Origin of the sequence: Burkholderia sp. WSM2232, assembly GCF_000472545.1 — a bacterium.
GTDB lineage: Bacteria > Pseudomonadota > Gammaproteobacteria > Burkholderiales > Burkholderiaceae > Paraburkholderia.
On sequence record NZ_AWZV01000009.1, the window covers coordinates 174,559 to 187,449 of the forward strand.

The following is a 12,891-nucleotide window of genomic DNA, read 5'->3' on the forward strand; positions in this document are numbered from 1 at the left end:
GAAAGGCCGAATGATAGCAGTCAACGACTGTCCGCGGTCACGCCTGCACTGCGGCAAGCGACGGTATGCGGCGCTCCGCCGGACGGGAGCGCGGCCACGGCAGGGGCGGCTGGAAGCACGTTCCCGGGGTATAATCCCGGACTTCCTTCCCGCCTCATGTCGCCACCGCGCGCGGCTCTTCGGCATCAATCATCGGCATCATTAGCGACGCAACGTCAAGTCCATGGCCCACTTCTCGTGTTTCCCCGGCGCTTCGGCCCTTTCCGATTTCCGTCAAACCCGCCTGCTCGAAACGCTAACGCGCATCGACCCGAACATCACGGGCGTGCGCGGGCAATATCTTCACTTCGTCAACGCGCAGACCCCGCTTTCCGCTGAGGACAACGCGAAGATCGAGGCGCTCATGCACTACGGCCACCCGCTCGATGAAACGAGCGAGCGCGGCTCGGCCGAAACGTTTCTGGTCGTGCCGCGCTTCGGCACGGTGTCGCCGTGGGCGAGCAAGGCAACGGACATCGCGCATCTGTGCGGGCTCACGCAGGTGCGCCGCATCGAACGCGGCGTGGAGTACACGGTCACGCTGAAAAGCGGCCTGCTGGGCGGCAAGAAAGCGCTTTCGGACGAAGCGCGCGAAGCCGTGGCCGCCGCGTTGCACGACCGCATGACCGAGAGCGTCGCGCCGTCGCGCGATTACGCGCTGCATCTGTTCGACGAACTGCCCGCCAAGCCGCTGCAAACCGTCGACGTACTGGGCCGCGGTCGCGGCGCGCTGGAAACCGCGAATGCCGAACTGGGCCTCGCGCTTGCCGAAGACGAGATCGATTACCTGGTCGACGCGTTCACGAAGCTCGGCCGCAACCCGACCGATGTCGAGCTGATGATGTTCGCGCAGGCCAACAGCGAGCACTGCCGCCACAAGATTTTCAACGCGGAATGGACGATCGACGGCGAGAAGCAGGACATCTCGCTCTTCAACATGATCCGCAATACCGAGAAGCTCAATCCGCAAGGCACGATCGTCGCCTATTCGGACAACTCGGCGATCATGGCGGGCGGCATGGCCGAGCGCTGGTTCCCGCGCACGCCCGAGCAACTCGGCGAGAACGAGCTGCCCGAGCACTACCGCCGCAGCGTCGAGCTCACGCACACGCTCATGAAGGTGGAAACGCACAACCATCCGACCGCGATCTCGCCGTTTCCCGGCGCGGCGACCGGCGCGGGCGGGGAAATCCGCGACGAAGGCGCGACTGGCCGCGGCGCGCGTCCCAAGGCGGGCCTCACGGGCTTCACCGTGTCGAACCTGGAATTGCCGGACGGCGTCGAGGCATGGGAGAACGCGCGCGACGTCGCCGAGCCGCTCGCGCATCGCAACCCGAACGACAGGTATCACGCGTATGGCCGTCCGGACCGCATCGCTTCGCCGTTGCAGATCATGATCGACGGCCCGCTCGGCGGCGCCGCGTTCAACAACGAATTCGGCCGGCCGAATCTGGGCGGCTATTTCCGCGCGTATGAGCAGAACGTGGCCGGCGTGGTGCGCGGCTATCACAAGCCGATCATGATCGCGGGCGGCATCGGCAATATTTCGGACCAGCACACGCACAAGCACGACTTGCCGGAAGGGTCGCTGCTGATCCAGATCGGCGGTCCGGGCATGCGCATCGGCATGGGCGGCGGCGCGGCAAGCTCGATGGCGACCGGCACGAACACTGCCGAGCTCGACTTCGACTCGGTGCAGCGCGGCAACCCGGAAATCGAGCGGCGCGCGCAGGAAGTGATTAACGCCTGCTGGCAGCTCGGCGAAAAGAACCCGATTCTGAGCATTCACGACGTGGGCGCGGGCGGCCTGTCGAACGCGTTCCCGGAAGTCGTCGACGGTGCGGGCAAGGGCGCGCTCTTCGATCTGCGCAAGATCCAGCTCGAGGAAAGCGGCCTGTCGCCGCGCGAAATCTGGTCGAACGAAGCGCAGGAGCGCTACGTGCTCGCCATCGCGCCGGCCGATCTGCCTGGCTTCGCGGCCATGTGCGAGCGCGAGCGCTGCCCGTTTGCGGTGATCGGCACGGCCACCGCCGAGCGTCAACTGAAGCTGATTGATCCTGAGCTGAAGGACGACAACGCGCATCAGCCGGTGGACATGCCCATGGAAGTGCTGCTCGGCAAGGCGCCGCGCATGCATCGCGACGTCAAGCGCGTGGAGCCGACGCTGCAGCCGGTGGACCTGACCGGCATCGCGCTCTCCGAAGTGGCGGTGAGCGTGCTGCGTCATCCTACGGTCGCGAGCAAGTCGTTTCTGATCACCATCGGCGACCGCTCGGTGGGCGGCACGACCGCGCGCGACCAGATGGTCGGCCCGTGGCAGGTGCCGGTGGCGGACGTCGCCATTACGACCATGGACTACGCCGGCTTTCGCGGCGAAGCCATGACCATGGCCGAGCGCACGCCGCTTGCCGTGATCGACGCGCCGGCCTCGGGCCGCATGGCAGTCGGCGAGGCGGTCACGAATATCGCGGCCGCGCCGATCGCGTCGCTCGACAAGCTCAAGCTGTCGGCCAACTGGATGGCGGCTTGCGGCGCGCCGGGCGAGGACGCAGCGCTTTACGACACGGTCAAGGCAATCGGCATGGAACTATGCCCGGCGCTCGGCATCAGCATTCCTGTGGGCAAGGACTCGCTGTCCATGCGCACCAAGTGGGAAGAGCGCGGCGTCGCGAAGGAAGTGGTCGCGCCGGTGTCGCTCATCATCTCGGCGTTTGCGCCGGTCGAGGACGTGCGTCGTCACCTCACGCCGCAACTGCGCCGCACGAGCGGGGCCGACGGTGTGGGCGACTCGGTGCTGATCGCAATCGATCTGGGGCGCGGCAAGCATCGTCTGGGCGGCAGCATCCTCGCGCAGGTCACGCAACAGATCGGCGACACGGTGCCGGACGTGGACGATCCCGAAGACCTCAAGCGTTTCTTCAACGCGATCCAGTCGCTGAACGCGGACGGCAAGCTGCTCGCGTACCACGACCGCTCCGACGGCGGCTTGTGGGCAACGGTGTGCGAAATGGCGTTCGCGGGTCACGTGGGCGTGTCGCTGAATGTGGACATGCTGGTGCTCGATCCGCATCACGAGTCCGATTACGGCGACGCCAAAGACTGGGCGAAGCAGACAAGCGGCCGCCGTGAAGACCGCACGATCCGCGCGCTCTTCACTGAAGAACTCGGCGCCGTCGTGCAGGTGCGCGCGGCCGATCGCGACGCGGTGCTCGGCGTGCTGCGCGAGCACGGTCTGTCGGCGTGCTCGCACGTAATCGGCAAGATCAACGAGCGCGACGTGATAGAAATTTATCGCGACGCGAAGAAGGTGTATGAAGCGCCGCGCATCGAACTGCATCGCGCGTGGAGCGAGGTGAGCTGGCGCATTTCGCGTCTGCGTGACAACCCCGCCTGTGCCGACGCGGAATACGACACGCTGCTCGACGCGGCCGATCCGGGCATCACGCCGGTCCTGACGTTCGATCCGGCTGAAGACGTCGCTGCGCCTTACATCGGCAAGAGTGCGCGTCCGCGTGTGGCGGTTCTGCGCGAGCAGGGCGTGAACTCGCACCTCGAAACGGCTTATGCGTTCGACCGTGCGGGCTTCGACGCGCACGACGTGCACATGAGCGACCTGCTCGCGGGGCGCGCCAATCTCGCGGACTTCGCGGGCGCGGTGGCGTGCGGTGGCTTCTCGTACGGCGACACGCTCGGCGCGGGCGAAGGCTGGGCGAAGGCAATCCGCTTCAACGCTCAGCTCGCCGACATGTTCGCCGCGTTCTTTGGCCGCAAGGACACCTTTGCGCTCGGCATCTGCAACGGCTGTCAGATGATGAGCAGCCTCGCGTCGATGATCCCGGGCGCAGAAGCCTGGCCGAAGTTCACGCGCAACAAGTCCGAGAAATTCGAAGCGCGTTTCTCGCTGGTGCAGGTCGAGGCGTCGCCGTCCATCTTCTTCGCCGGCATGGAAGGCTCGCGCATTCCGGTCGCGGTGGCGCACGGCGAAGGTTACGCGGACTTCTCGCAGCAGGGCGATGCGTCGAAGGTGGCGGTCGCGATGCGTTTTGTCGATCACCGCGGTCAGGCAACCGAGCAGTATCCGTTCAACCCGAACGGTTCGCCGGAGGGCATTACGTCCGTTACCACGGCCGATGGCCGCTTCACCGTGCTGATGCCGCACACGGAGCGCGTGCACCGCACGGTGCAGATGAGCTGGCATCCGCAAGGCTGGGGCGAGAGCGCGACCGACGCAAGTCCGTGGCTGCGCGTGTTCCAGAACGCGCGGCGCTGGTTGGGCTGACAGGCGGGCGGGGGCAGGCTGCTGCGCGATGCAGCGGCCTCTTGTTTGTCCGCCGTTGCGCGGCTGCGTTGCGGGCAAAGCTTGCACAACCCGCGACGCTCGCCAAACAAACAAAGCCCGCGTCAAACCAAAACGGGCATCAAACACAAAGCCGCATCAAACAAAAAGCCGCCCTCGGGCGGCTTTTCACTTTGCTTTGACACAGCGAACAGATCGGCTTACTGGATCTTCGCGTTCTTGCGCAAACCTTCTTCGAACGCTTGCAGCTTTTCCTGCTGGATCTGCTGCACGATCTGCGGACGCACCTGTTCGAGCGGCGGCGGGGTGATGTTACGCACGTCGTCGACACGAATGATGTGCCAGCCAAATTGCGTATGCACCGGCTCGTCGCTCATCTGGCCTTTCTGCAGATGAGTGGCCGCGTTGGCAAACTCAGGCACATAGGCTTTGGGATCGGACCAGTCCAGATCGCCGCCGTTCTTGCCCGAGCCGGGGTCCTTCGAGAATTGCTTGGCCAGGTCTTCGAAGCTCGCGCCGCCCTTGATCTTCGTAATCAGATCTTTGGCCTGCTGCTCGTTGTCGACGAGGATATGGTGCAGGTGATATTCCTTGCCGCCCGCGTCCTTGATCAGCGCGTTGTAGCGCGCGGTGACTTCCGCGTCGGTCGGCGTGTTTTTCTTCACGAAGTCTTCGATCAGCGCGCGCAGCACGACAGTTTGCTGAGCGACGGCGATTTGCGCCTTGATGTCCGGACGGTTCTGCAGACCGCGGCGCAGCGCTTCCTGCATCAGGATTTCGCGGTTGACGAGTTCTTCACGCACCGCCATTTGCAATTGCGACGAATTCTGCTGGCCTTGATGAACCAGTTGCTCGATCAGCGCGTCGGCGCGCGCCTTGGGAATCGGCGTGCCGTTCACCACGGCGATGTTCTGTGCGAATGCAGGTGCGGCCGCAAATGCAGCCAGCAATACCCAAAGGCGGGTTTTCTTCAAGGTCATCGGAAGTTTTCCTAGCGGGACAACAAAGCGAATTCTTCGGGCGTGTAAGCCGTGATTGCAAGGGCATGAATGCCGCGCTGCATGGCATCGGCCAGCGCATCATACACCATGCGATGCCGCGCCACGCGGGGCTTGCCGGCGAACGCGGTAGCCACGATCGTGACGCTGAAATGACCGCCGGCGGCGGCGCCCGCGTGGCCGGCGTGCTGTGCGCTGTCGTCGGTGATCTGGATCGACGCGATGGGCGCGAGCGCGGCCGTGAGGCGTGCCTCGATCAGCGCCGCGCGCTCGGCGGTCGTGGCGTGCATGAACGCGTCGCTCATGTCATTCCTCCTTCATGTATTTCGACAGCCACAAGCTTTGCCCGACGATAAACACCACCAGACAGCCGGTCGCGCCGAACAGTTTGAAATTGACCCACTGGTCGGTCGTGTAGTTGTACGCGACGAACAGATTGAGCAGGCCGAGCAGCACGAAAAAGATCGCCCAGATGATATTCAGCTTGCCCCAGATCGCGTGGGGCAGCGTGATCTGCTTGCCCATCATCGCTTCGATCAGGTTCTTGCTGAAGGCGAGTTGCGAGACGATCAGCACCACGGAGAAAGCCCAGTACAACACGGTCGGCTTCCACTTGATGAAGGTGTCGTTGTGCAGCACGAGCGTCGCGCCGCCGAACACGGTCACCACGCCGAGGCTCACCCACAGCATCGGGTCCACCTTCCGATGCCGGAAGGCGACCCACGCGATCTGCACCAGCGTGGCGACGATCGCCACTGCCGTCGCCGTGAAGATGCCCCACACCTTGAAGGCGACGAAGAAGAGGATGATCGGGAACAGATCGAACAGGAATTTCATTGCTGAACGGGAACTCGCAGAGTGGGTCAGAGGGGCAACAGTGCAATGTGGCGCAGTGCGATGGGCGGCTTGTGTACTGTAGTCGCGACGGCGAGCGGCAGCAGGCTTCGCCTCGCGCGACCGGCTCCCGGCGAACTGCGCCACGCCGTCGGACTTGCGGGGTTCGTTGCGAACGACGCGGCGCGCGCTGCGGGACCGCGTCGTCACCCGGCACGGCCACGGCCACGGCCACGGCCACCGCAGGAGCCGGCGCGAGACCAACACCACGCTACCACCACGCTACCACCACGCCGGCCGCCGACCCATGCGCCAGCGTGAACCCGGCGTCCGGTCCGGCCGCGGGACCTGATCGCCTACCGGCGCGCCAGGCTCGGGCCGCGCACCGCCACCGCGCTACTTGGGCTCGAATTGTAACGCAGCCGAATTGATGCAGTAGCGAAGACCGGTCGGCGCCGGGCCGTCCTCGAACACATGGCCCAGGTGCGCGCCGCAGTTCTTGCATTGCACCTCGATGCGCAGCATGCCGTGCGAGCGGTCGGTTTTCTCGGCGATCACCTCGCCGTTGATCGGCTTGAAGTAGCTCGGCCAGCCACAGCCGGCGTCGAACTTGGTGTCCGATTCGAAGAGGGGCGTACCGCAACACACGCAGTCATAGACGCCGCGCTCCCAGTGATCGTGATAACGGCCGGTGAAGGGGCGCTCGGTGGCGGCATGGCGCGTCACTTCATATTCGATCTCGGAGAGCTGCTTGCGCCACTCGGCGTCGTCTTTCTGCACTGCGGGGGCGTCGTGTTTGAGGTCGTCAGGATTGTTCATGGTCGGTTCTGTCTCAGGCTTGTGATGGGGAGCGCGCCAGGTGTCAGGACGAGCAGCTCACTTCCAGCGAGCTGGCCCAGTCGGGTGGCAAGCCGGCATAGGCTTCATGCTCGGGCTGTTCGTCGAACGGATGGCGCAGCACGGCGGCCAGACGTTCGAGTTCGGAAAAATCCTTCTCTTTCGCGCGCTGGATCGCCGTTTCGGCCAGATGATTGCGAAGCACGAATTTGGGGTTCACCTGGTTCATTGCAATGGCACGTTCAGCGTCGCTGCGCGTTTCATGAGACAGCCGCGCACGGTAGTCGTTCGCCCACGCGTCGAAGGCGGCGCGATCGAGGAACAGGTCGCGCACCGGCGCGTCGCCGCTTGCGTCGTGCTTCGAGACGCGCGCGAGATTGCGGAACGTCAGCGTGAAATCCGCGCGGTTCGCGTGCATGACGTCGAACAGGCGGTTGGCGAGCGCCGCATCGTCTTCGCGCCCGGCGGCGAGCCCGAGCTTAGCCATCATGCGTCGCTCGAGCCCGGGACCGAAGCGGTCCTTGAAGCCGGCCAGCACGCGCTGCGCGTCTTCGATCGACTTGTCTGCGCGCACGCTCTCCTCGTAGTGCTCGCCGAGCAGCGGCAGCAGTCCTTGCGCGAGGCAGAAGAGATTCCAGTATGCAATTTGCGGTTGCATCCGGTACGCATAGCGGCCTTGCGAATCCGAGTGATTGCAGATGTAGCCGGCGTCGAAGCCGTCCATGAAGCCGAACGGCCCGTAGTCGATGGTCAGACCGAGTATCGACATGTTGTCCGTATTCATGACGCCGTGGCAGAAGCCCACCGCCTGCCATTCGACCAGCAGATCCGCGGTGGACACGACCGCTTCGTTCAGCAGCGCGAGGTAGGGATCGTCGGCTTCGCGGCAATGCGGATAGAAGCGCTCGATGACATGATCGGCGAGCGCGCGCAGCGCGTCCGTGCGGTCGTTCGAATAGAAGTGTTCGAAGTGACCGAAGCGCACGAAGCTCGGCGCGACGCGCGTCACCACGGCGGCCGTTTCGATCTCCTCGCGCCGCACCGGCTGGTCCGAACCGATCACGCACAACGCGCGGGTGGTCGGAATGCCGAGATGATGCATCGCCTCCGAACACAGGAACTCGCGAATCGATGAGCGCAGCACGGCGCGTCCGTCGCCCATGCGGGAATAGGGCGTACGGCCCGCGCCTTTCAGTTGCAGTTCGTAGCGCTGGCCCGCGTGTTCCACTTCGCCGAGTCCAAGCGCGCGGCCGTCGCCGAGCTGCCCCGCCCACACGCCGAACTGATGCCCCGAATACACCGATGCGTAGGGCAGCGCCTCGGCTGGCCACTCGCGCGTGGCGTTGCCCGAAAAGAGCTCGGCGAACCCCGGGTCTTTTTCGAGCCCGGGCTCTAGTCCGAGCAGCGCCGCGGTCTGCGCAGAGAACCCGACAAGGTAAGGCGCGCTGAGCGGCGTGGCGGGCAGACGGGTGAGGAACGTGCTGCCAAGCCGCGCGAAAGCGTTGTCAGCGGAGGTGAAAAGAGCTTCGGAAAGTGCCGCCACAGGCCCGTTCGAGCCTGCAATGCTTGGGGAAAACGACATGTTGAGCGCCTCACTATTAACCGATATTGTAAGTCCGCACCCGCGGCGCTGCAGCGGGCCTGCCGGTGCGTTGCCCGGCGACGCGCCGGCTTCTGCCAGAAGCTTCAGCAATTTGACGGCCCGGCCGGTGGAGCGGCGCACGGCGTGACGAATCGCAGCGCAAAGGGCGTCACAGTTCGCAACAAAAACGGCATCAAAAACAGGCACCGCAAAACGGCATCACAAACGGCGCTTTCCGATCAGCATCCCTGAAACGCAAAAAACGCGAGGAGACGACTCTTTATGACGATGCCGCTGCTTGGTCAGATGATGGACGTGCCCCTCACCGTGTCCTCGCTGCTTGCGCATGCCGCGCGGCATTTCGGCAGCGCCGAGATCGTGTCGCGGCGCATCGAAGGCGACATCCACCGCTATACATATCGCGACTGCGAACGGCGCGCGAAACAGCTTGCCCAGGCGCTTATCGCTCTCGGTGTTCAGCCCGGCGAGCGCGTCGCGACGCTGGCGTGGAACGGCTACCGGCATCTGGAGACCTATTACGGCACGACCGGCTTCGGCGCCGTGTGCCACACGATCAACCCGCGCCTCTTTCCCGATCAGATCGCCTACATCGTCAATCACGCCGACGACGCCTACGTGCTGTTCGACACCACGTTCGCGCCGCTCGTCGACGTTCTGGCGCCGCAATGCCCGAGAGTGCGCGGCTGGATCGCGCTCGCCGACGAAGCGCATCTGCCCGCCATGCAAACTTCCGCGCTCAGTTATGAAACGCTGGTGCAGGCGCAGGACGGCAATTTCGAATGGCCGCTCATCGACGAGCGCGAGGCTTCGTATCTTTGCTATACGTCGGGCACGACCGGCAACCCGAAAGGCGCGCTGTACTCGCATCGCTCGACGGTGCTGCATGCGTTCGGCGCGTCGTTGCCCGACGCCATGGCCCTGTCCGCGCGCGATTCGGTGCTGCCCGTGGTGCCGATGTTCCATGTGAACGCCTGGGGCATTCCGCACGCCGCGCCGCTCACCGGCGCGAAGCTAGTGTTCCCCGGCAAGGATCTGGACGGCAAGTCGCTGTTCGAGCTGATGGAGCGCGAACGCGTCACGTACTCGGCTGGCGTGCCGACCGTCTGGCTCGGGCTGCTGAACCATCTGCGCGAGACCGGCTCGCGTTTTTCGTCGCTCGAGCGCACGGTGATAGGCGGCTCCGCGTGTCCGCCCGCGATGCTGCGCACTTTCGTCGACGACTACAACGTGCAGGTGATTCATGCGTGGGGCATGACGGAGATGTCGCCGCTCGGCACGCTCTCCAAGCTCACATGGGAGCAATCGCAGCGGCCGGTCGCCGAGCAGCGCAAGCTGCTGGAGAAGCAGGGGCATGCGCTGTACGGCGTCGACATGAAGATCGTCGGCGACGACGGCAAGGAATTGCCGTGGGACGGCGTCGCATTCGGCGATCTTTATGTGCGCGGGCCATGGGTGATCGACCGTTATTTCCGCAAGGACGACTCGCCGCTCGTGGATGGCTGGTTCCCCACCGGCGACGTGGCCACCATCGACCGCGACGGCTTCCTGCAGATCACCGACCGCTCGAAAGACGTGATCAAGTCCGGTGGCGAATGGATCAGTTCGATCGACGTCGAAAACGTGGCGGTCGCTCACCCGGCTGTCGCGGAGGCAGCCTGCATTGCATGCGCGCATCCAAAGTGGACCGAGCGGCCGCTGCTAGTCGTGGTCAGGCGTACGGGCCACGAGGTGACGCGCGAGGAACTGCTGGCGTTCTACAACGGCAAGGTGGCGAAGTGGTGGATTCCCGACGACGTCGTCTTCGTCGACGAGTTGCCCCATACGGCCACCGGCAAGCTGCAAAAACTGAAGTTGCGCGACATGTTCCGCGACCACGTGCTGCCCTCCGTGCTCGAAGATCGCTTGCACGGCGCAGATTGCCCGCTCGCCAGGGGAAACCCCGCCTGACGATAAATTGAACGAGCGTGCTTTTTTGTGTATTCTGCCTGCTGACACCGGAGCCGCCGCCTAAGCTGAAGGCGAAGGCCGGCGCATTCGAGCTGGATCATGCACCGGCTCGGCTAACCGGACGGGCGGCGCATCGCGCGCCGCCTCATCTCACGGATGCGATGCATCGCACGGAGGCAGGCAGATGGCAGTGGACTACACAACCCATGACGGCGTGGCCGTCATCACGCTGAACAATCCCCCCGTCAATGGTCTTGGGCTGTCGACTCGCGCGGGAATCATGGAGGGCATCGAGCGCGCGCAGCGCGACCCGGCCATCAAGGCCATAGTGGTGACAGGCGCGGGCAAGGCCTTCTCCGGCGGCGCGGACATCACCGAATTCAACACGCCCAAAGCGACCCAGGAGCCGACGCTTGCCACCGTCATCAAGGCGGTGGAAGCGAGCGCGAAGCCGGTGGTCGCGGCCATTCATAGTGTGGCGATGGGCGGCGGCCTCGAACTCGCGCTGGGCGCGCATTACCGCATTGCTGCGCCGGGCGCGCAGATCGCCTTGCCGGAAGTGAAGCTCGGCATTCTGCCGGGCGCGGGCGGCACGCAGCGTCTGCCGCGCGCCATTGGTCTTGAGGCCGCGCTCAACATGATTGTGTCCGGCACGCCTGTCGACTCGCAGCAGCTCGCCGGCTCGGGCCTCTTCGACGAACTGGTGCAAGGCGATCTCACGGCTGCGGCGCTTGCCTTCGCGCGCAAGGTCGGTGCGAAAGAAGGCCCGCATCCGACCGTGCGCGAGCGCAAGATCGAGCATCCGAACGCCGAAGGCTTCCTGCAATTCGCACGCAATAGTGTCGCGGCTGTCGCGAAGCATTTTCCCGCGCCGCTCAAATGCATCGATGCGGTGGAAGCAGGCGTGAAGCACGGCTTCGACAAGGGGCTCGCAGTCGAGCGCGAGTGCTTTACGGCGCTCGTGCAAACGCCCGAGAGCCGCGCGCTGCGCCATGCGTTCTTCGGCGAACGGGCGGCCAGCAAAATCCCGGACGTGCCGGCCGATACGCCGGTGCGCGAGATTTGCCGGGTAGCGGTGATCGGTGCGGGCACGATGGGCGGCGGCATCGCCATGAACTTCATCAACGCAGGCATTCCGGTCACGCTGCTCGAGATGAAGCAGGAAGCGCTGGAGCGCGGCCTCGCCACCATCCGCAGCAACTACGAAGCGAGCGTGAAGAAGGGCAAGCTCAAGCCCGAGGCAGTGGCCGAGCGCATGGCGCTGATCGCGCCCACGCTTTCCTACGACGACCTGAAGAGCGCGGACCTGATCGTCGAAGCGGTGTTCGAGGAACTCGGCGTGAAGGAACAGGTGTTCCGGCGCCTCGACGAAATCGCGAAGCCCGGCGCGATTCTCGCGTCCAATACGTCCACGCTCGACGTGAACCGGATCGCCGCATTCACGAAGCGTCCGCAAGACGTGGTGGGCATGCATTTCTTCAGCCCGGCTAACGTAATGAAGCTGCTCGAAGTGGTGCGCGGCAAGGAAACCGCAAAAGACGTGCTCGCCACCGTCATGCAGCTCGCGAAAAAGATCCGGAAAACGGCGGTGGTGTCGGGCGTGTGCGACGGCTTCATCGGCAACCGGATGATCGAGCAGTACATCCGCCAGGCGCTCTTCATGCTGGAAGAGGGCGCGCTGCCCGCGCAGGTGGATCGTGCCATCGAAAAATTCGGCTTTGCGATGGGTCCGTTCCGCATGAGCGACCTGGCCGGCAACGACATTGGCTGGGCCATCCGCAAGCGCCGCTATCAGGAACAGCCCGATATGCACTATTCGAAGATTGCCGACCGCCTGTGCGAGACGGGGCGCTTCGGCCAGAAGACCGGCGGCGGCTGGTACGACTACAAGCCGGGCGAGCGCACCGCGCAGCCGTCGAAACTGGTCGAAGAGATGATCGTCGCCTACTCGAAGGAAACCGGCACTGAGCGCCGCAAGATAGGCGACGAGGAAATCGTCGAGCGCCTCGTCTTTGCGCTCGTGAACGAAGGCGCGAAGATTCTCGAAGAGGGCATTGCGTCGAAGGCGTCGGACATCGACATGGTCTATCTGACCGGCTACGGCTTCCCGCTTCATCGCGGCGGCCCGATGCTGTATGCGGATACCGTCGGCCTCTACAACGTGGAGCGCGCGATACGCCGCTATGCCGCGCAGCCCAACGGCGACGCGTGGCAACTCGCGCCGCGCCTCGCAGAACTCGCGGCAACGGGCCGCGGCTTTAACGGCTGACGGCGCGCCTACGCCGCTCGCGTAGAGCGACTGAGCGAACGACTGAAGTGGCGCATGCCCTTGCCGC

At 64.7% G+C, this 12,891-nt stretch carries 8 protein-coding genes; 3 read left to right on the plus strand and 5 right to left on the minus strand.

Translation table 11 applies throughout. From position 1 onward, the window contains the following. Positions 1–223: 223 nt before the first annotated feature. On the plus strand, positions 224–4,318 hold the full coding sequence (gene purL / locus F757_RS0109715; RefSeq protein ID WP_027211223.1) for a phosphoribosylformylglycinamidine synthase: 4,095 nt from the start codon (positions 224–226) through the stop codon (positions 4,316–4,318). Between the two features lie 218 nt (positions 4,319–4,536). On the opposite strand, the gene F757_RS0109720 is transcribed toward purL, so the two are convergent. The 5 genes from F757_RS0109720 to F757_RS0109740 all read right to left on the minus strand — a co-directional run bounded on the left by F757_RS0109720 (position 4,537) and on the right by F757_RS0109740 (position 8,587). Further along, positions 4,537–5,316: a peptidylprolyl isomerase gene (locus F757_RS0109720; protein ID WP_027211224.1), complete on the minus strand. Its 780-nt coding sequence runs from the start codon at positions 5,314–5,316 to the stop codon at positions 4,537–4,539. A gap of 11 nt (positions 5,317–5,327) precedes the next feature. Further along, positions 5,328–5,639, minus strand: a complete 312-nt coding sequence (locus F757_RS0109725) for a BolA family protein (RefSeq protein WP_027211225.1) — start codon at positions 5,637–5,639, stop codon at positions 5,328–5,330. Position 5,640: 1 nt separating this feature from the next. Next, positions 5,641–6,171 carry a septation protein A gene (locus F757_RS0109730; RefSeq protein ID WP_013339211.1) on the minus strand — a complete coding sequence of 177 codons (531 nt, stop codon included), beginning with the start codon at positions 6,169–6,171 and terminating at the stop codon, positions 5,641–5,643. A gap of 393 nt (positions 6,172–6,564) precedes the next feature. Next, complete coding sequence (msrB, locus tag F757_RS0109735) at positions 6,565–6,987, minus strand: peptide-methionine (R)-S-oxide reductase MsrB (protein ID WP_027211226.1); 423 nt, start codon at positions 6,985–6,987, stop codon at positions 6,565–6,567. A gap of 43 nt (positions 6,988–7,030) precedes the next feature. After that, positions 7,031–8,587 carry a protein adenylyltransferase SelO gene (locus F757_RS0109740; protein WP_027211227.1) on the minus strand — a complete coding sequence of 519 codons (1,557 nt, stop codon included), beginning with the start codon at positions 8,585–8,587 and terminating at the stop codon, positions 7,031–7,033. Positions 8,588–8,869: 282 nt separating this feature from the next. Here F757_RS0109740 and F757_RS0109745 point away from each other — a divergent pair, with 282 nt between their 5' ends. Next, a complete protein-coding gene (locus F757_RS0109745; RefSeq protein ID WP_027211228.1) occupies positions 8,870–10,555 on the plus strand; it encodes a 3-(methylthio)propionyl-CoA ligase in 1,686 nt (561 codons plus the stop codon). Between the two features lie 184 nt (positions 10,556–10,739). Continuing rightward, complete coding sequence (locus F757_RS0109750) at positions 10,740–12,824, plus strand: 3-hydroxyacyl-CoA dehydrogenase NAD-binding domain-containing protein (RefSeq protein WP_027211229.1); 2,085 nt, start codon at positions 10,740–10,742, stop codon at positions 12,822–12,824. The last annotated feature ends 67 nt before the right edge of the window (positions 12,825–12,891 follow it).

Excerpts from the sequence above, each read along its gene's own strand:
- purL (WP_027211223.1), top strand. The coding sequence starts at position 224 with ATGGCCCACTTCTCGTGTTTCCCCGGCGCTTCGGCCCTTTCCGATTTC.
- F757_RS0109720 (WP_027211224.1), bottom strand. The coding sequence starts at position 5,316 with ATGACCTTGAAGAAAACCCGCCTTTGGGTATTGCTGGCTGCATTTGCG.
- F757_RS0109725 (WP_027211225.1), bottom strand. The coding sequence starts at position 5,639 with ATGAGCGACGCGTTCATGCACGCCACGACCGCCGAGCGCGCGGCGCTG.
- F757_RS0109730 (WP_013339211.1), bottom strand. The coding sequence starts at position 6,171 with ATGAAATTCCTGTTCGATCTGTTCCCGATCATCCTCTTCTTCGTCGCC.
- msrB (WP_027211226.1), bottom strand. The coding sequence starts at position 6,987 with ATGAACAATCCTGACGACCTCAAACACGACGCCCCCGCAGTGCAGAAA.
- F757_RS0109740 (WP_027211227.1), bottom strand. The coding sequence starts at position 8,587 with ATGTCGTTTTCCCCAAGCATTGCAGGCTCGAACGGGCCTGTGGCGGCA.
- F757_RS0109745 (WP_027211228.1), top strand. The coding sequence starts at position 8,870 with ATGACGATGCCGCTGCTTGGTCAGATGATGGACGTGCCCCTCACCGTG.
- F757_RS0109750 (WP_027211229.1), top strand. The coding sequence starts at position 10,740 with ATGGCAGTGGACTACACAACCCATGACGGCGTGGCCGTCATCACGCTG.